Source organism: Pseudomonas sp. NPDC078700 (assembly GCF_044542375.1).
In the GTDB taxonomy this organism is placed as follows: Bacteria; Pseudomonadota; Gammaproteobacteria; order Pseudomonadales; family Pseudomonadaceae; genus Aquipseudomonas.
In genome coordinates this window covers 80,330-99,377 of sequence record NZ_JBITUI010000004.1, presented here as the reverse complement: position 1 = coordinate 99,377, position 19,048 = coordinate 80,330, and the positions used below count along the sequence as shown (strand labels likewise).

The 19,048-nt window shown below is 54.2% G+C and carries 15 protein-coding genes and 2 pseudogenes; 10 read left to right on the top strand and 7 right to left on the bottom strand.

From position 1 onward, the window contains the following. Positions 1 to 51: 51 nt before the first annotated feature. From choX to ACIGCM_RS14615, 5 genes are all read left to right on the top strand, one after another. Positions 52 to 987, top strand: coding sequence for a choline ABC transporter substrate-binding protein (gene choX, locus ACIGCM_RS14635; RefSeq protein WP_397502817.1), 936 nt, complete (start codon positions 52 to 54; stop codon positions 985 to 987). A 76-nt stretch (positions 988 to 1,063) separates the two neighbouring features. Continuing rightward, positions 1,064 to 1,948: a 3-keto-5-aminohexanoate cleavage protein gene (locus tag ACIGCM_RS14630; RefSeq protein WP_397502816.1), complete on the top strand. Its 885-nt coding sequence runs from the start codon at positions 1,064 to 1,066 to the stop codon at positions 1,946 to 1,948. 38 nt (positions 1,949 to 1,986) lie between these two features. Further along, a complete protein-coding gene (locus tag ACIGCM_RS14625) occupies positions 1,987 to 2,952 on the top strand; it encodes an L-carnitine dehydrogenase (RefSeq protein WP_397502815.1) in 966 nt (321 codons plus the stop codon). A 69-nt stretch (positions 2,953 to 3,021) separates the two neighbouring features. Beyond that, positions 3,022 to 3,495, top strand: a complete 474-nt coding sequence (locus ACIGCM_RS14620) for a thioesterase family protein (protein ID WP_397502814.1) — start codon at positions 3,022 to 3,024, stop codon at positions 3,493 to 3,495. A gap of 376 nt (positions 3,496 to 3,871) precedes the next feature. After that, positions 3,872 to 4,102 (top strand): DUF3079 domain-containing protein, encoded by a 231-nt coding sequence (locus ACIGCM_RS14615; RefSeq protein ID WP_397502813.1) that lies wholly within the window; start codon positions 3,872 to 3,874, stop codon positions 4,100 to 4,102. Between the two features lie 102 nt (positions 4,103 to 4,204). Here the strand turns inward: ACIGCM_RS14615 and gbcA are convergent, their stop codons facing one another. Beyond that, the gene (gene gbcA, locus ACIGCM_RS14610; RefSeq protein WP_397502812.1) at positions 4,205 to 5,497 is read right to left on the bottom strand and encodes a glycine-betaine demethylase subunit GbcA; all 1,293 of its coding nucleotides are present in this window, start codon (positions 5,495 to 5,497) and stop codon (positions 4,205 to 4,207) included. Between the two features lie 364 nt (positions 5,498 to 5,861). On the opposite strand from gbcA, the gene gbcB reads away from it, so the two are divergent. Further along, positions 5,862 to 6,965: a glycine-betaine demethylase subunit GbcB gene (gene gbcB, locus ACIGCM_RS14605; RefSeq protein ID WP_397502811.1), complete on the top strand. Its 1,104-nt coding sequence runs from the start codon at positions 5,862 to 5,864 to the stop codon at positions 6,963 to 6,965. A gap of 23 nt (positions 6,966 to 6,988) precedes the next feature. On the opposite strand, the gene ACIGCM_RS14600 is transcribed toward gbcB, so the two are convergent. Both ACIGCM_RS14600 and ACIGCM_RS14595 read right to left on the bottom strand, forming a co-directional pair. Continuing rightward, positions 6,989 to 7,771 carry a 3-hydroxybutyrate dehydrogenase gene (locus ACIGCM_RS14600; protein WP_397502810.1) on the bottom strand — a complete coding sequence of 261 codons (783 nt, stop codon included), beginning with the start codon at positions 7,769 to 7,771 and terminating at the stop codon, positions 6,989 to 6,991. Positions 7,772 to 7,796: 25 nt separating this feature from the next. Beyond that, positions 7,797 to 8,201 carry a GFA family protein gene (locus tag ACIGCM_RS14595; protein ID WP_397502809.1) on the bottom strand — a complete coding sequence of 135 codons (405 nt, stop codon included), beginning with the start codon at positions 8,199 to 8,201 and terminating at the stop codon, positions 7,797 to 7,799. Positions 8,202 to 8,491: 290 nt separating this feature from the next. Between ACIGCM_RS14595 and aspT (ACIGCM_RS14590) the strand changes: the two genes are divergently transcribed. The 3 genes from aspT (ACIGCM_RS14590) (at position 8,492) to ACIGCM_RS14580 (ending at position 13,748) form a co-directional block, all read left to right on the top strand. Continuing rightward, the gene (aspT, locus tag ACIGCM_RS14590; protein ID WP_397502808.1) at positions 8,492 to 10,192 is read left to right on the top strand and encodes an aspartate-alanine antiporter; all 1,701 of its coding nucleotides are present in this window, start codon (positions 8,492 to 8,494) and stop codon (positions 10,190 to 10,192) included. Between the two features lie 37 nt (positions 10,193 to 10,229). Next, entirely contained in the window at positions 10,230 to 11,915 is a 1,686-nt protein-coding gene (gene aspT, locus ACIGCM_RS14585) for an aspartate-alanine antiporter (RefSeq protein ID WP_397502807.1), read from the top strand. 81 nt (positions 11,916 to 11,996) lie between these two features. Beyond that, the gene (locus ACIGCM_RS14580; protein ID WP_397502806.1) at positions 11,997 to 13,748 is read left to right on the top strand and encodes a bifunctional aspartate transaminase/aspartate 4-decarboxylase; all 1,752 of its coding nucleotides are present in this window, start codon (positions 11,997 to 11,999) and stop codon (positions 13,746 to 13,748) included. Positions 13,749 to 13,893: 145 nt separating this feature from the next. On the opposite strand, the pseudogene ACIGCM_RS14575 reads toward ACIGCM_RS14580, so the two are convergent. Further along, positions 13,894 to 14,151 (bottom strand): annotated as a pseudogene (locus ACIGCM_RS14575) (threonine aldolase); the annotation flags it as partial. Here ACIGCM_RS14575 and ACIGCM_RS14570 point away from each other — a divergent pair. Beyond that, positions 14,146 to 14,456, top strand: a pseudogene (locus ACIGCM_RS14570) (2Fe-2S iron-sulfur cluster-binding protein); the annotation flags it as partial. The pseudogenes ACIGCM_RS14575 and ACIGCM_RS14570 sit on opposite strands and share 6 nt — an antisense overlap. A 342-nt stretch (positions 14,457 to 14,798) precedes the next feature. Here ACIGCM_RS14570 and ACIGCM_RS14565 read toward each other — a convergent pair. From ACIGCM_RS14565 to ACIGCM_RS14555, 3 genes are all read right to left on the bottom strand, one after another. Beyond that, complete coding sequence (locus ACIGCM_RS14565; RefSeq protein WP_397502805.1) at positions 14,799 to 15,944, bottom strand: prenyltransferase/squalene oxidase repeat-containing protein; 1,146 nt, start codon at positions 15,942 to 15,944, stop codon at positions 14,799 to 14,801. A gap of 918 nt (positions 15,945 to 16,862) precedes the next feature. Continuing rightward, a complete protein-coding gene (locus ACIGCM_RS14560; protein ID WP_397502804.1) occupies positions 16,863 to 17,909 on the bottom strand; it encodes a low specificity L-threonine aldolase in 1,047 nt (348 codons plus the stop codon). 195 nt (positions 17,910 to 18,104) lie between these two features. Then, positions 18,105 to 18,983: a DMT family transporter gene (locus tag ACIGCM_RS14555; RefSeq protein ID WP_397502803.1), complete on the bottom strand. Its 879-nt coding sequence runs from the start codon at positions 18,981 to 18,983 to the stop codon at positions 18,105 to 18,107. Positions 18,984 to 19,048 lie beyond the last annotated feature (65 nt).

The following is a 19,048-nucleotide window of genomic DNA, read 5'->3' as shown; positions in this document are numbered from 1 at the left end:
GCTGCACGTACAGATCCTGGATATAAACCGTAAAGTGAGGGAGCAAAAACCATGAAACGTCTTAATTTAATCGCCGGTGGCTGTGTACTCGCCCTGTGCAGCTCGTCGTTGTTGGCTGCGGATCAAGCAAGCTGTAAAAACGTGCGTGTCGGTGCAGTCGGTTGGACGGATGTAGTTGCAACCAGCGCTGTGGCCTCCACTTTGCTTGAAGGCCTGGGTTATGAAACAAAGCAGACTCAGGCATCGCAGCAAATTATTTTCGCCGGCATCCAGAAAGATCAGATTGATGTGTTCCTCGGTTACTGGAAACCGATCATGGATGACAACATCCAGCCCTTCCTTGAGAAAAAGGCGGTCAAGGTGATGGACACCCCATCACTGAGCGATGCTGTAGCAGCGCCTGCGGTACTGACCTCCAGTGCTGATAAAGGCCTGAAAACCATGGCTGACATCGCCAAGTTCAAAGACCAGCTTGACGGCAAAATCTACGGTATCGATGCGGGCTCAGGCGCTAACACCGCGATCCAGAAGATGATTGATACCAACCAATTTGGTTTGGGTGGGTTTAAGCTGATTGAATCCAGCGAAGCGGGCATGCTCGCGGCCGTGAACCGCGCAGCACGCAGCAACAAGCCCATTGTGTTCTTCGGCTGGAAGCCGCACCCGATGAATCTGCAGCACCCAATCACCTACCTCACCGGCACTGAAGATGTGTTCGGCCCTAATGATGGTGCGGCCACGGTTTCGACCGTTACCTCACCGGATTACGCCGAGCGCTGCCCGAATGTGAACCAACTGCTGAGCAATATGCGCTTTACCAGCGAGCAGGAAAGCCAGTTGATGGCCCCGATCATGGATCGCAAAGATCCAAAAGACGTTGCCCGCAAGTGGATCAAAGCCAATCCGCAAATCGTTAATGGCTGGCTCAAAGGCGTCACCACCTTCGATGGTAAGCCTGCTGACAGCGTTATTGCCTCACTGAAGTAATCCAACCTTGATAAACCCCTGATGCGCGACGTGATTGCGCACGGGGGTCTGTTGCCTGAAATAAGGAGTCACAGCCATGAATTATGAAGTCATTGTCACCTGCGCGGTCACCGGTGCCGGCGATACAGTCGGTCGGCACCCGGCAATCCCTGTGACGCCTAAGCAGATTGCCGACGCCGCAATTGAAGCCGCTAAGGCCGGGGCGACGGTTGCCCATTGTCATGTCCGCGACCCCGAAACCGGCAAGCCAAGCCGCGATGTTGAGCTCTATCGTGAAGTGGTTGAGCGCATTCGTGAGAGCGACACCGATGTGATCATCAACCTCACCGCAGGCATGGGCGGTGACCTGGAGATCGGCCCCGGCGAGCAGCCGCTGGCGTTCGGTGCAGGTACTGATTTGGTCGGCCCAATGGAGCGTCTCAAGCACATTGAAGCGCTGCGCCCGGAAATCTGCACCCTGGACTGCGGCACCCTTAATTTTGGTGATGGTGACTACATCTATGTTTCCACACCGGCGCAGCTGCGTGCTGGGGCGAAACGAATCACTGAACTGGGCGTTAAAGCTGAGCTGGAGATTTTTGATACCGGTCACCTCTGGTTCGCCAAGCAAATGCTTAAAGAAGGCTTGCTTGAAGACCCGTTGTTCCAGCTGTGCCTGGGCATTCCATGGGGCGCTCCGGCAGACACCGTAAGTATGAAAGCCATGGTCGATAACCTTCCAGCGGGTGCGACCTGGGCAGGCTTTGGTATTGGCCGCACGCAAATGCCAATGGCCGCGCAGGCCATGTTACTCGGTGGCCATGTACGGGTCGGCCTTGAAGACAATATCTGGCTGGACCGCGGCGTTCACGCCACCAATGGCCAACTGGTCGAGCGCGTTATCGAAATCATCCAACGCCTTGGCGGTCGCGCACTGACGCCGGCTGAGGGCCGGGCAAAGATGAAGCTCAGAACCCCTTAATCCATGCCTCGTATTCGCTTTGAATCAATGGAGCCGCTATGAAATTTACGACTGATGTAAAAACCTTCGCCGCCATTTGCACCGGTGTCATTGGCAGTGGCTGGGTTGCCCGCGCATTGGCCCATGGTCTGGATGTAGTCGCCTGGGACCCTGCTCCGGGGGCTGAGGCAACGCTGCGTAAGCGTGTTGCTAACGCCTGGCCAGCACTTGAGCAGCAAGGCCTGGCTGAGGGTGCAGCGCAGACGCGTTTGCGCTTTGCCCAGAGCATCGAAGACTGTGTGCGTGATGCAGACTTTATTCAGGAAAGCGCTCCCGAAGTGCTGGCACTGAAGCTCGACCTGCACGCCAAAATCAGTGCGGCGGCGCGCCCTGATGTGTTGATCGGTTCCAGCACCTCGGGGCTTTTGCCCAGCGAGTTCTACGCTGACTCGCAGCATCCAGAGCGCTGCGTGGTGGGGCATCCATTTAATCCGGTTTACCTGTTGCCATTAGTCGAAGTGGTTGGCGGCGAGAAGACGGCACCTGAGGCTGTCGAAGCGGCAATGCAGGTCTATACCGCGATTGGCATGCGTGCCTTGCATGTGCGCAAAGAAGTGCCTGGCTTTATTGCAGACCGCCTGCTTGAAGCCTTGTGGCGTGAAGCGCTGCACCTGATCAATGATGGCGTTGCCACCACGGGTGAGATTGACGATGCGATTCGTTTCGGCGCTGGCTTGCGTTGGTCGTTTATGGGCACGTTCCTCACTTACACCTTGGCCGGTGGCGATGCGGGGATGCGCCACTTTATGAATCAATTCGGCCCGGCCTTAAAACTGCCTTGGACCTACCTCGAAGCCCCGGAACTGACCGAAGGTTTGATCGACAGCGTGGTTGAAGGCACTAGCGCGCAACAGGGTGAGCGCAGTATTGCCGAGCTTGAGCGTTACCGCGATGACTGCCTGATTGCTGTTCAAGAAGCGATCAAGCAAACCAAAGCCAAGCATGGGTTTGCTTTTACCGATTGATGAAAACGGGAACTACCGAGCGTGGTTCACTTTCTACCACGCTCGGTGTAACCATTACAGAGGGCTGTCATGACGCGGCTAACCAGCTACAAAACCGAGGTGTTGCCTGAGTGGGTTGATTACAACCAGCACCTGCGCGATGCGTTTTATCTGCTGATATTCAGTTATGCCACTGACTCGTTGATGGACCATATCGGCCTTGATGAAGCGGGCAGGGCGAGCACGGGGCATACCTTGTACACCCTTGAGTGCCACCTCAACTACCTCAACGAAGTGCGTTTGGGTGCCCAGGTCGAAGTGCGCACGCAAGTGCTTGCCCATGATCAAAAGCGGATTCATATTCACCACAGTCTGCATTTGTCAGGGGCTGAAGCTGCGCTGGCCGAAAGCGAACAAATGTTGATGAATATCGATGTAAACACTGGGCGCTCAGCGGTCTTTGCCGATGCTGTGCAGGCGCGGTTGGATACCTTGGCCGCAGCCCATCAAAACTTGCCAGCACCGGTGTATATCGGCCGGGTGATTGGCTTGCCTAAGCGTTGAACGAAGCTTGCCCACCGCGACGTGGATAATTCGCAGATAATTGTGACTGTAAATGGTGGCCGAAAAAAGCGTCGACCACCCTACCGCTCATTCGCTCTTTGTCGGGTGCGACAACGCGAAGCTTGTCCACCATGGACCATGCCGCTCAGGTTAAAGGCCTGTTGCTATTCAATCGATCGCAGCCGTCGGTGTATATCGCTCGTGGTATTGCTGCCTAAGCGTTGATCTGCGTCAGTAAGCGCCTAAGCAGTAGGGCGTAATGTTATTGGTAGGGCGAACAACAGGACGTTTGTCCGCCGGAGTTAATGCAATCGCCTGAGTGTACGCAGCCATTTATGGCGGATTAAAGGCGTTATCCGCCCAGCGGAGGCCAACGATGAACAAGGCCGTTAAAAAATTCCCAATGCATCCTAAGCACCCAGAACGCATTTGCTGGGGCTGTGATCTGTACTGCCCAGCCCATTCATTGGCCTGTGGTAATGGCGCAGACCGCACCATGCATCCCGCCGAAATGCTTGGCGATGATTGGTATGCCTACGGCGACTGGGGGTTTAATGCCGCTGAAATCAAGGCGGCGAATGAGCAGTTGATCATTCGCCAGCGCTGATCTTCACGTTAGCCTGCATCGCTGCGTTGGCCAGTACGCATTGCCGTTAGGGCATAAATCATCAGGGCAATGAGTGCCAGCAAACTTAGTGACATCGGCGCTTTACTCCGTCACGACTTGGCGCAGCTGGGGTATCGGTTGGGCTCCAAGGTTATTGAGCAGGCGCTCGCTGTACCAGTCGATAAAGTTAACCACGGCGAACTCGTAGGTATGCGAGTACGGACCGGGTTGGTAAGCGCTGGAATTGATGCCGCGCTGGTTTTCCTCGGCTAGGCGGCGGTCCTGATTGTTGGTTGCATCCCAGACTTGGGTCAGGCGAGCCGGATCGTAATCCACCCCTTCAACTGCATCTTTGTGCACCAGCCATTTGGTGGTGACAATGGTTTCTTGAGCGCTGATTGGCCACACCGTGAAAACAATCAAGTGATCGCCCATGCAGTGGTTCCAAGAGTGGGGCAGGTGCAGGATGCGCATTGAGCCCAGTTCCGGGTTTTGAATCCGTCCCATGAGTTTTTGGCAGCCGCGCTTGCCGTCCATGGTCATCGACTCAGTACCCTTTAGCAGCGGCATGCGCACGATACGGTTACGCAGGCCAAAGCTGGCGTGGGCAAAGGGGATTTTCTCAGCCTCCCACTTGGCCGCAGACTCAGCGACGTGGTCCTTAAATGCCTGATCGGCCCGTGGGTCGGTCACATCATCCCACTCCAGCAGGCTTTTTAGCAGTTCCGGGTGAGCGCCGCCGCAGTGATAACACTCACGGTTATTCTCCAGCACCAGCTTCCAGTTGGCTTTTTCAACCAGGGTGGTTTGCACCGCCACCTTGGTATTTTCCATGTCATAAGGCTCCATGTAATGGGCCAATGTTTGCAGGAAGTCATCCACCGCTGGTGGATTTTCTGCCAGCGAGATAAAAATGTAGCCGCCAGCAGTTTTACAGTTCACCGGCTTGAGGCCGTACTGCTTCATGTCGAAGTCAGCGCCCATTTCGGTGCCGGCAAAGATCAAGCGACCGTCGAGTTCGTAGGTCCACTGATGGTAGTGGCACACCAGCTTGGCAACCTTGCCTTTCTCGCTGGTGCACAGGCGAGAGCCACGGTGGCGACAGACGTTATGAAAGGCATGAATCACGCCTTCGGCGCCGCGAATCACAATGATCGGGTTGTCACCCAGTTGCAGGGTCAGGTAATTGCCTTTGGTTGGGATTTCGCAGGTCATGCCGGCAATCAACCATTCTTTATGAAAGATTTCCTGCATATCAATCTGAAACAGACGCTCGTCGTTATAAAACGGCTGCGGTAATGAAAAGGTGCGTTCGCGGCTGTGCAGCATCTCGGCTGTGGCCTTGCGTGCCGGTTCAAGTGGATCGCCCAGGCTCAGGGTCGAAGTGACGTCCATCATTAACTCCTCAATGGCGGAGTGTGCCGCCGTAAAAGTGGTTGTATCTGCAATCGCAAGGCGAACCTACAGGTCTGTTTCGCCAGCCGAAAGGCGGTTTGGCTGAGTCACTGCAAGCGGGTTTGAGCACAGACCTTAAGTGCGGGACATTGTGTTTCGGCTAAGGGCGAGTGTGGCTGGGAGTGCTTTGTGATCCATATCCATGGGCGACACGGCCGAATCAGTTTCCGACGCGCAATTGCCCGTGTCATCGGGCAGGTCGCGATAAGTATGTGAATGTCGCTGACAGGTAAATGGTGACAAAGCACGTTAAGCACAATCCGCCCATCTAGGCCGATATCCGGCCGCGCGCGGAGACACGTGCATGACCACAAGTGATTTTCTAAACCCGGTTACCACCCAGACCTGGAGTAACGGGCGGCACTTAGTACGCTGCGTTAAGGTGATTCAGGAAACCTGGGATGTACGTACCTTCTGTTTTATGGCGGATCAGCCGGTGTTGTACTTCTTCAAGCCGGGGCAATTTGTCACCTTGGAGCTTGAGATCGAGGGCGTGCCGATCATGCGCTCCTACACCATCTCCAGTGCGCCATCGGTGCCCTATAGCTTCTCCATCACAATCAAACGCGTGCCGGGCGGCAAGGTATCTAACTGGCTGCACGACAACCTGCAAGAAGGGCAGGATCTGGCGGTGCACGGCCCGGTGGGTAACTTCAATGTGATTGATTTTCCCGCGGATAAGGTGCTGTTCCTCAGCGGTGGCGTGGGTATCACTCCGGTGATGTCGATGGCGCGTTGGTATTACGACACCAATGCCAATGTCGACATGGTTTTTGTACACAGCGCCCGCTCGCCAAAGGACATCATTTATCACCGCGAGCTTGAGCACATGGCCGCGCGGATCAATAACTTCAGCCTGCATGTGATTTGTGAAAAACACGGGCTGGGCGAAGCTTGGGCAGGTTATCGCGGCTACCTGAATCAGCCGATGCTGGAGCTGATTGCTCCGGATTATCTCGACCGGGAAATATTCTGCTGCGGGCCAACGCCTTATATGGCCGCGGTCAAGCGGTTGCTGCAAGCCAACAATTACGACATGGAGCGTTATCACGAAGAGGCCTTTGGCCCAACACCGCCTGAGGTTCGTGCCGATGTCAAAGAGCTGGCCGCTGAGGCTGCAGATGCAGCTGAAGTGCCTGCAACGGATTTGCGTCAGGTTGAATTTGTGCTGACCGGCAAAAGTATTCGAGTTGCGCCGGGTGAAACAGTGCATTCTGCGGCTGCACAGTTAGGGCTGCACATTCCAAAAGCCTGCGGTATGGGCATTTGCGGCACTTGTAAAGTGTTGAAAACTGCAGGCGAAGTGAGCATGGAACACAACGGTGGTATCACCGATGAAGATGTTGCAGAGGGCTATATTTTGTCCTGCTGCAGTGTGCCCCAAGGCGATGTGGCGATTGAGTTTTAGTACCGCCCCTAATGTGCGACGCCTTATTCCATGCTCCAGCCGTGGCTGACCGTCAGCGACTGACCGGTAAGGGCGTTGCTCGGAAATGCAGCAAAGAGCAGGGCAACGCGGGCGACATCTTCGGTGCTGGTGAACTCACCGTCGACGGTGTCTTTGAGCATCACTTTGCTGATGACCTCATCCTCGCTGATGCCTAACTCCTTGGCCTGCTCGGGAATTTGTTTATCAACCAGTGGCGTGCGGACGAAACCCGGGCAAATCACATTGGCGTGTATGCCCGCAGGCCCACCTTCTTTGGCCACGGTTTTGGCCAGCCCAAGTAAACCGTGTTTGGCTGTTACATAAGGCGCTTTGAGTTTGGAGGCCTCTTTTGAGTGAACCGAGCCCATATAGATAATGCTGCCGCCACGCCCTTGGGCGTACATATGTTTGAGACAGGCCTTGGTGGTCAGAAAAGCACCGTCGAGGTGAATCGCCAGCATCTTTTTCCAGTCGGCATAGCTTAAGTCCTGTACCGGCTGAATGATTTGAATCCCGGCATTGCTGACCAGAATATCAATGCCACCAAATGTCTTAACTGCCAATTCAACCCCTGCATTGACTTGATCCTCATTGGTCACATCAACTTCTACTGCCAAGGTTTTGCCGCGGCTGACCGAGAGCTCTTCAGCGGTTTGCTGAGCCGCTTTGAAATTGAGGTCGGCAATGACGACGCTGGCACCTTCGGCCGCAAAGACTGCTGCGATTTGTTTGCCAATGCCGCTCGCAGCCCCAGTTATAAAGGCGACTTTGCCTTGCAGTTGCATGGTTTTACTCCTTGGGTTGTGGTGCTTATTTGCGACCCGGCTGCCACTCTGGATAGCGCGGTACCTGGCTGTCACCAAGTGCCAGCCAAGGTTTGTCATGGGAGCACCAGATATGATGTGCCGGGCGGCTGCCCGGATCTTCATTCAGCGTCGCCACCCGCACAATGACATGCCCTTGAGCGGGGCGCTGGGCTATCAGTTGAGAACCACAAACAGAACAAAAGTGCCTGAACTTGCCCGGTGAGGATTCATAGGCGTTGAGTTTGTCCTCACCCTTTAACCAGCGAAAATGCTCGCGCATCACACCCGCCGTGGTGGCGAATGCAGCTGAGTGAGCCTTACGGCAAGTGTCGCAATGACAATGCCCGATGGGCATATCTAGCTGCTCGATCTGGTATTCAATCGCACCGCATAAACAACTTCCACGCATGGCTGCACCTGTTTTGTTAATGGGGTTGGAGGCTTCAAGTATAGAAGCCTTACGCGTCAGCGAGAGGCTCTAGTGCAATACCTTTGTTGGATCTGCCGATCATTTCAGGGGCACAAGGAAAATGCCATCCGGTATTGCTTAGGATTATCCGGTGACCGTCTGTCGGGTTCTCGGTTCCCTAACTTTTGATCTGCTATCCCTGATAACAGGCTTTTGCGTCGGGGTCTCTAAAAGCGCTCGCTCTAACCCACACATACCCCTTAAAAGAGACCTGTTAAAAGGGATATTTAATGGTCGGTGATCTGATCACTTTTTTTGTGCAGGCGTTGCAGAACGTCCCGGGCCTGGCCATCTTTCTGGCACTGAGCATCGGCTATGCCATCGGGCAAATCCGCTTGGGGCCGATCCAGTTGGGCGGTGTCTGCGGCACCTTAATCGCCGCGCTGGTCATCGGCCAGTTGGGCATTGCGGTGGATGCTGGCATCAAGAATGTTTTCTTTATGTTGTTTATCTTTGCCCTCGGCTACAGCGGCGGTCCGCAGTTTTTCTCCAGCCTCAATGCCAAAGGCATCCAGTTGGGTATGTTCTGCCTGATTGAAGTCGTGGTGGTCCTGGGCATGGTCTTGGCAGCTACCAGCATAATGAACTTAGACCCCGGTACAGCAGCAGGCATGATGGCGGGTGCCGCGACTGAATCGGCGGTGGTAGGGACCGCCACGGATGCCATTTCGCGTCTTCCCCTGCCTGATGCTGAAATCGTCCGCCTGCAGGGCAATGTGGTCACCGCATACTCCATTACCTACATCTGCGGCTTGATCACCATTGTCATAATCACCAGTCAGATATTCCCATTGTTATTGCGCATCAACTTGCGTGAAGAGGCTGAAAAGCTCTGGGTGGAAATGGGCGGCAGTGTCGACACCGATGGGGTGGACGCAGCGCCAAACGTGATCGGGCGTGCTTACCGCGTGGATGCAGGGACAGGCCATAGCGTTGCCGACATTCAACAGCGTTTGGGTCAGCAAAGCAGCATTGTCCGCGTGCAGCGTAAGGGGCATATGGTGGCGATGTCACCTTCACTTAAGTTGCGCCGTGGCGATCACGTTCTACTCGTGGGGTACCGCGGGTCTCTGATTGAAGTGGCGTCTTCACTTGGTCCTGAACTGGCCGATGCCCGGTCACTGACGCTCGCCCTGGAGACTTATGACGTGGTGGTGCTTGCCGACGGTTTGGTAAACCAGCCATTGCAAGCTCTGGACCTCCCTACAGGTGTCCATGTTTCGGCCATTCGACGCGGTGATGTCATTGTTCCAGCATTGCCTGCGACCCGGCTGCAGCGTCAAGACGTGCTGCAGATTTACGATGCCAAAGCCCACGGTCGCCGCGCCGCGGACTCGCTGCTCAATCGCATCGGCAAACAATTGCCCGATAAGCTGACCAGCAACATTGGCATTGTCGGAATCGGTATTGCTTTGGGCACTTGGTTGGGAAGCTTTTCGCTGAACATTGGTGGCGTTGATTTCTCGGCCGGAACCGGCGGCGGTGTACTGGTGACCGGGCTGGTGTTGGGGTGGTATCACGCCCGCCGGGCAGACTTGCATACGGTCAATAGCGATGCACTGGGCTTGCTCAAGGATTTGGGGCTAGCAGGTTTTATCGCCGGAGTGGGCTTAGCTTCCGGACCCCAGGCGATCGAACTTATTAAGCAGTATGGCTTTACCTTGCCTATGCTGGGTGTAGCCATTGCTGTAGTCCCTGCCACTGTGTCACTGCTCGCGGGCTATTTTGTGCTCAAACTCAGCGCTCCAGTACTGCTCGGCGCGATTGCCGGGCAACAGTGCAGCACCCCGGCACTCAGCGCCATACAAAACGCTTGTGGCAACTCCACACCGTTGCTCGGCTACACCATTACCTATGCCATTTCCAATGTCGTGTTGCCTCTGATGGGGCCCCTAATTGTCGGTCTAACCAGTTCTATGCAGTCCGGTTAGCTGTCAGAAACTTTATCCACTGATCCGAGGTGAACTCATGAGTTGGTTACACGAGTTATTCAACAGGTCGCCGGAAATTGCGTTGTTTTTGTCGATTGCGGTGGGCTACTACATCGGCAAGATCAAGTTCGGCAAGTTCCAGCTTGGCGGCGTTGCCGGCTCTCTATTGGTGGCGGTAGTGGTCAGCCAAGTCGGCGTTCAAATTGATGACGGGGTCAAGGCGGTCATGTTCGCCCTGTTCATCTACGCCGTGGGCTATGAAAGCGGGCCGGACTTTTTCCGTTCTCTGGGTATGCAGTCCATCAAGGAAATTATCCTCGCAGCAGTGCTCGCCATCAGTGGCCTGCTCACCGTGGTGGTGTTGGCTAAGTGGTTTGGTTTGGATAAGGGCCTGGCCGCTGGTGTTGCTGCGGGCGCACTGACTCAGTCAGCGATTATCGGAACCGCCGGTGATGCCATCGCACGCCTGGGGCTTGCTGCCGACGAGGTCCAGCGCTTGCAGGGCAACGTCGCCATTGGTTATGCGGTGACTTATGTATTTGGCTCATTTGGCGCCATTCTGGTGTGCGTTAACTTGCTGCCAAGATTTATGGGTCGCTCAATCAAAGACGATGCACTGAAGGCCGAGACGAGCGCGCAAACCGGGGTGCAGGTCTATGGGCCGGGCCAGGAGTCGGCTGCGCCTGATCTGGTCGGGCGAATTTTCCAATTGCCTGCCAACACCGCAACCAGCATTGAAGCCCTAGAGCAGAGCACTGAGATTCCGATCACCATCGAGCGTGTCAAACGCGACAAGCAAATCCTCCAGCCGAGCCCTGAAATGCTGCTGCAGCCGGACGATATTGTGCTGGTGGTTGGGCGTCGTCCTGCCGTGGTGAGCATCATTTCAAGGTTAGGCACAGAGCTGCATAACGTCGAAGGCATGGAGCTGGTGATGCAGCGCCGCGACGTTGTCATCACTAATCCTGAGTATGACAAGCGTAAGTTTGGCGAGATCCGCGCCGAGGTTTCCCAGGACGTGCGTCACGGTGTGTACGTCTCGCAAATTTCACGTCAGGGCAAACTTCTGCCGATGGAGCCAGACACCAGTCTGATGTTGGGTGATGTGGTCAGCGTATTTGGTGCCGAACAGGATGTTAATCGGGTGGTCGAGCAAGTCGGGCATGCCATCGTTCCGAGCGCTAAAACCGACTTCGTCTACATGGGCGCAGGTTTGGTGGTGGGTCTGTTGATTGGCTTGCTTACCGCGCGTATTGGCTCCATTCCACTAACCTTAGGCAGTGGCGGCGGTGCCTTGCTGTCCGGTTTGTTGTTCGGCTGGTTCCGTTCGCGCCGGCAGACATTCGGCGAGATGCCCAGCGGTGCGGTGCAGATTCTCAAAGACTTGGGTTTGGCGGGATTTGTGGTCGTGGTCGGGATTTCCTCTGGGCTGCAAGCGGTGCACACCGTAATGGATCAAGGGTTGTTGATCTTTGGTATTGGCATCGTGGTGACGGTGCTGCCATTGATCCTGACCATGCTGTTTGGCCGCTACATTCTGCGCTACGACAACGTCGCCATTTTTGCCGGCGCACTCAGTGGTTCGCGCAGTGCTAACCCGGCCTTTGGTGAAGTTCTGGATAAAGCCGAAAACACCGTGCCGACTGTGCCGTTCGCAATCACCTATGCGCTGGCTAATGTGTTTTTGACCTTGCTGGGCCCACTGATAGTGGCCTTTGTTTGAACAACTGCTGTTTGGTTGCCAGCCTGTGCCTGAGCACAGCTGGCAGTTTGCTTAGTCATTGATGCGGTAAGGAGAAGCAAGATGGATTTTAGCGACCCGGACAAAATCGCGCTGTTGAGCCCTTTCGAATTGAAAGACGCGCTGATGCAGAGAGCGGTGCAAAGTAATCAATTGATGTTGAACGCTGGGCGGGGAAACCCGAACTTTCTGGCGACCACGCCTCGCCATGGTTTTTTCCAATTTGGTCTGTTTGCCATGACCGAAGCCGAGCGCTCATACATGTACATGGAGCATGTCGGCGGTTTTCCCAAGCGCGAAGGGATTGAGGCGCGTTTTGAGCTGTTTGCCAAGCAGCATGAAAACGCTCCCGGCGTTCGTTTCATCGAAGCGGCCGTGTCTTACGTAAGCGACCAACTGGGTCTGAATGTCGGCGACTTTATCTATGAGATGTGCGAGGCAATCCTGGGCTGCAACTACCCGGTGCCCGACCGCATGTTGGTGATGAGCGAGTTCATTGTCGGCAAGTACATCTACGAGGAAATGATCGGTAATTATCCCTTTGTCGGCAAGTTCGATATGTACGCCTTGGAAGGCGGCACCGCTGCCATGACGTATTTATTTGCCAGCCTGAAATCCAACCATGTGATTAACGCAGGCGATACCATTGCGCTGGGCATGCCGATCTTTACGCCCTACATCGAGATTCCGGAACTGAGCGATTACAACCTCATATCGCTGTCGGTTGATGCGCCGCAATCGAACAAATGGCAATTCACCCATAAAGAACTCGACAAGCTGCTCGACCCTAAGGTCAAAGCCTTCTTCCTGGTCAACCCAAGTAACCCGCCATCGGTAAAAATTGATGACGAGACGCTGCTCTACATCGCTGAAATCGTCAAGAAACGGCCTGATCTGATCATCCTCACCGATGATGTCTATGCCACTTTTGCCGACAACTTTGTCTCGTTGTTCGCCGTTTGCCCGTACAACACCATCCTGGTCTACTCGTTCTCCAAGTACTTTGGCGCAACCGGCTGGCGCATGGGTGTCGTTGCGACCCATGAAGACAACATTATCGACGCCAAGATTGCCGCCTTACCCAAGGCCAAACGCGATCAACTGCATCACCGCTACAGTTCGATTACCACGACGCCTGAAAACCTTAAATTCATCGACCGCCTAGTGGCTGACAGCCGCACCGTGGCCTTGAATCACACCGCCGGTTTGTCGACACCGGTGCAGGCGCAGATGACCTTGTTCTCCTTGTTCTGCCTGATGGATGAGCCGGGTGCTTACAAAGCTGAAATGAAGCGCATTGTGTTGCGCCGGAAAGAGGCTCTGTATCGCGAACTCGGCCTGCCTATGCCTCATGATCCTAACTCCGTGCGCTACTACCACTTGATTGACTTGGAAGAGTTGGCGGCAGAAATGTACGGCGACAAGTTCGTTGTCTGGATGTTGGCTCGGCTTAAGCCGAACGAGGCGCTGTTCCGTCTTGCCGAAGAAACCGGGGTGATCCTGCTACCGGGCAAGGGCTTTGGTACCACACACCCTTCCTGGCGTGTCTCGCTGGCTAACCTTAATGAGTACGACTACGCCAATATCGGCAAGGCCATACGCCGCTTGGCTGAGGAGTACTACCAGCTATTCGTTGATAGCACGAGTGCAAAAGCGCCTAGCCCAGCGGCCAAGGCAGTGGACAATGCGGCAGTCAAGGCAGGTGCGAAAAAATCCGCCAAGCCTGTGGCTAAATCAGCCGCCAAGCCGGCTGCTAAACCCGCTGCAAAACCGGCAGCAAAAAAGGCCACAAAACCGAGGACTACCAAGAAGTGAGTAAGCGCTGACTTAGTGGGATTTAACTATCATTGGCGCAGGTGTTGGCCAATGATGGTTAAACACTAAGCGTTTATGCGTTTGGGTTTATATTGTTTGCGAGCCTGCCATGGGTTATTCCATGAGCAGGCTTTTCAATTCAGGATCAGGCGTTACCCATGGCTGAACGGATATCAGCCGCCAGTTCGCGCACCCTCTCTTTTTCGGTATCCCATGAGCACATAAAACGTGCGCCACCGGCACCAATAAAGGTGTAGAAACGCCAGCCCTTGTTGCGCAGGGTTTCGAGTGCAGGTTCAGACATTTGCAGGAACACGCCGTTGGCCTGAACGGGAAACATCAGGCTTACGCCGGGCACGTCGCTGACCAACTCTGCAAGCAAGCGTGCGCAGCTATTGGCGTGCTGGCCGCCGAGGCAGCAGATGCGACTGAAGTGCCAGCCCCTGATTTGCGTCAGGTTGAGTTTGTGTTGACCGGTAAAAGTATTCGTGTAGCAGCGGGGAAACAGTGCACTCTGCTGCAACGCAATTGGGCCTGAATATCCCTAAAGCCTGTGGCATGGGAATTTGCGGCACCTGCAAAGTGCTGAAAACCTCAGGCGAGGAGAGCATGGAACACAACGGCGAGATCACCGACGAAGATGTTACCGAAGGATATGTCTTGTCGTGCTGCAGTGTGCCGCAAGGTGATGTGGTAATCGATTTTTAATCCGGTTCTTTCAGTGGACAAATACGGCTAGCTATAACCCCATAATTAGGTCGCAACACTGCAGACGATTTTAGCTCACCTTGTCTAGGTGTATTGCAACACCCATGAAAGAATGGCCGGTTTACTTTCAGAAGCTTAAGCCTGAAATTGATAACACGTTTATACCTGATAACTGTCAGTCATCAGTTATGCAAAAATGGCTATGGCGAAGTGTACGACGGTTGCAGAAGTCAGAAATAAAGTTTTGATTTAGATGGCAGATTGGAAATAGCCATCGCGATAGGCTCTCGATGGCTAATTTTCAGGCGCTGATGTACGGGATACTTTCAGCTTATTTCTGGCTTAGTATGGCCATCCTTCACTAGCCATAAGAGCACGTACTGACCACACAGTCGCCTCATCAGACATGAAGTAATAAGGCTGGCTGGATGGATCGCGCACTTTATTGATACTCAGTTTGACCCAAGAACCATCAGGCTGTTGATTGCGGCGTAACCAGTCGAGCGCATCAGCAACAGGCTGATCTGTAGGTTTCATGCCTGAGCGCATTAGAGTATAGGCGATCAACCCTGTAGCCAGTCCGTCCGGACCTTTGGCTCCGGGCGAGAGTTTGCGAGCTTCTTTTCGTGGCTTTACGCCATCGTACGTCCAGTCATTGAGTGAGAACAGTGCCCAACTACCTTTGTCATCACCACTCTTGGCCTGTTTGGCAATTAGTTTCTTAATAACGGCGTTTTTCTCTTCTCGAGTCAATAATCCATCAAGGGTCAAAGAGGCTTGCAGTAGCCATGTTTCTGACCAAAGGTTTTCAGGGTTGCGAGTTGTTGTGAGGTAGTCTCGCAAGCTCTTGATATGGGCTTTTATCGTCCCATCGTTTTTTTCCATTTCGAGATAGCCAGGTGCTCTGCCTACGGCAATAGCAGCCATCGACGCAAGAACTGGTCGTGCTTCCAAAGTGGCATAGGGTTCCAATTTAAAATCGAACGTATCCCAGCCGCCATTAGCTTTCTGATGGTGCCACAGGCGTTCGAATGCGCTGACAGCAAGTGGGGAAGTCTTCTTCAAACCATTCGCTTCGTCGCTCAGGGCCAGCGTATAGGCATTTAAGATACCTTCACTACCGTAGGATTCGGTCACACGCCCTGCTGGCTCAACGTCCCAAGGTTCTGCGCTTTGGCCTGCAATGATACGGCGTCGAATGTTATCGAGTACCTGATCTGCACTGCCACCGCTCTTCTCGAGGTGCGGTCGGGTAACGGTATAGTTCGAAGTGGTGTGGCAGGCTATGCATGAAGCAGAACGGTGCCCCTCCATTTTGGATTTTTCCCTAGCATAAGGAAAGTTCAGCCATGCTTGGGCGCGCTTATCCAGCCACTCGGTTGCCTTGGTTTTATTCCAAGACTCAGCAGCAACTGCCTGCGCCGAGCCCATGAAACTAAGAATTGATGTGCTGACGCACAGGGCAATAATAAGTTTGTTTTTACTCATGTTTCTAACCTCAAGTGCAGTATGTTTTTCGGGGGGTAGTTTATGCGGCGACTGGCTTAATAAACCTCATGGCTTTAGTGGATTAAGCGGTGTTAATGCTAAGTTGATATATATGTTAGCTAAGCGGGTGTTAGCAGAAACCATACTTTTGTATAAATACTGGTCGCGGGATAAAGTATTAAGATGCTGTTGCTGGTTAAGCGTGTGTCATTAAAATGTAATATATAAATTAGCTAAAAAATTTTGGCTAAGATACATTGAATATATAGGGGGTTATATTTGTTGGATGTAGGGTATTTCCTGTAGAGCTGACAGGTGTTGCTTTTATTTTTTTATGAGCAAGGCGACGAATTTATTTTTTGCGGCTGGACTAGGGTGGTTCGAAATAGTCCGGTATTTTCTGCTGTTTTTAGAAACGGAAAACCAGTAAAAATGCTCAGCACTCGTCTATTTCCGAGTTCCTAGCTATCAAGAACTCCTCGCGGCGGCCATTCTCCGTATTACAAACGCGTCTCTCTGCATTCGTCAGTAAATATCGGCGTGTCGCCTAGCTGTTCGGCGGGGGAGCAGCGTGACCAGCTGTCATTCGTTCTTTAGGAGCAGGGCTTGACCTTTGCGCAGTTGGGCGTGGCTTTGTAGGGTCGTGACTTCGTCAGGGATTGCGCTCGAGGCTCAGCCCCGCAAACCGGCGCAGAATGGGGGGGGCGCACAACATGGTCAGGCTCAGCCTGAACTACCTGTCCTGAAATCGCTGCACAGAGGAGGTTGTTGAGCTGAAGCTGCCCTACTTTGCGCTGCGCAACATCTGCAAGAAATGGAGGATGCACAATTCGTGGCTAGAGGGTAGCGCCGACAGGCTTTACGATCAGCTAAGAAGGCAGGCTGCCACAGTAGTAACACCTGCCCCAGCTACACAAGTTACTGCACATCCCCCATGGCTGCACGGATATCAGCCGCCAGTTCGCGCACCCTCTCTTTTTCGGTATCCCACGAGCACATAAAACGTGCGCCACCGGCACCAATAAAGGTGTAGAAGCGCCAGCCCTTGTTGCGCAGGGTTTCCAGCGCAGGTTCTGACATCTGCAGGAACACGCCATTGGCTTGCACCGGGAACATCAGGCTGACGCCCGGAACATCGCTGACCAACTCTGCAAGCAAGCGTGCGCAGCTATTGGCGTGCTGGGCGTAATGCAGCCAGGCATCATTTTGCAAAATACCCACCCACGGCGCTGACAGGTAGCGCATTTTCGAGGCGAGCTGGCCCGCCTGTTTGCAACGGTAGTCGAAGTCTTCGGCCAGATCCTTGTTGAAGAACAAGATGGCTTCACCCACCGCCATGCCGTTCTTGGTGCCGCCAAAACAGAGTACATCCACACCGGCTTTCCACGTCAGTTCGGCGGGTGTGCAGCCGAGAAATGCACAGGCATTGGAGAAGCGTGCGCCGTCCATATGCAGGTTCAGGCCCAGCTCATGGCAAGTGTCACTGATTGCGCGGATTTCTTCCGGGGTGTAGACGGTACCAACTTCGGTGGCTTGAGTGAGGGTCACAACCCGGGGTTTGGGGTAGTGGATATCCTGGCGTTTGAGGGCCACTTCGCGGATTGATTGCGGGGTCATTTTGCCGCTTTCGCTGCTGGCGACCAGCAGTTTCGAACCATTGGAGAAGAACTCAGGCGCGCCGCATTCGTCTGTTTCGACATGGGCGGTTTCGGAGCAGATCACGCTGTGGTAACTCTGGCACAGCGCTGCCAAAGCCAGTGAGTTGGCGGCAGTACCGTTAAAGGCAAAGAATACTTCGCAGTCAGTCTCAAACAACTTACGGAAGTGATCGGCGGCGCGAGCGGTCCATTGGTCATCACCATAAGCCCGGTCGTGGCCGTGATTAGCTTCAGCCATGGCTGCCCATGCTTCAGGGCAGATACCGGAATAGTTGTCGCTGGCGAACTGTTGCGTTTGGTCGGTCATCTTGGGTCCTTCTGGCCGTTGCCTGAACGCCCCTCGTGAGGGCAGGCGGATATGCTCGCATTTTACGCGAGGTTGAGCCCACAGCCCAAGCATTCACGCATCCAGCCGATGCTTGTCTCCCAATACCGGGTAATGGGCGCTGTTACTTGCGGAAAAAAGGGTGGGCAATAAAGGGTTGCCCACCGGAAAGAATGCTTAGGTTTGTGTTGTGCGTGGCAGCACTTTGGGCTGGCGAAATACCAAGCCCAGCCCTAGCAAAATCGCCAACATGCCTAAGAGGCTCAACCCTGAAAGCACATTGCCGAGAAACAGGTAATCCATCACGGCGGTGACCACGGGTACCAGATAGAACAAGCTGGTGACGTTGACCAAGTTGCCGGCGCGGATTAACCGGTACAGCAAGAGTTGCGCGACCACTGAAATCACTAAGCCCAACCACAGCAGTGGAATCAAAAAGCTAATAGAGTGTTCAAAATGGATTGGCTGGGTCGGTGCTACAGCCAGGCACAGCAACAGGCTGACTGCATATTGCAGTGGCAGCACTTGGGCAGGGGCTTGCTGAATGCTTTTTTGCGCAATTGCACCGCCGGTGACGCTGACCAGTGCGCCGAGGGCAAAAGCGATGCCGACGAGGGAGAAGTTGGCTTTCAGCAGGCTTTGCAGCACCACTAAAACCAAACCTGCCAACGCCAGCGTCAGACCCAGCAAGCGTCTTGCTGGAAAGCTGCGCTCTAGCAGCAGTAACGTCAGGATGGGTTGCACCCCTAATAATGTTGCAAGTACGCCGGGTGTAATGCCGTTATCGAGTGCCATCAGGTAGCACACGGAGTAGCCGCCAATCATCACTAGACCTGTGGCTGCAACACGCTTGCGCGTGCCCCGCTCGGGCAACAAGCGTTTGCGATAAAGACCAATGAGCACCAGTGCGCCAAGGGCGAGCATAAAGCGCAGCAGTAGAAAGGCGAATGCTGATGAGTGTTCAAGCCCCCATTTGGCGAATATTGCGCCGCTGCTCCAAAGCAACACAAATACTGTGGTGGCGGCATAAGCCCCCAGTGCGTGAGTCGATTTCATTGGGTGATTCCTGTCGTAAAGCCATAGGCCCCAAGCACAGGCTGATTAACAGCAATGGCGTGCAG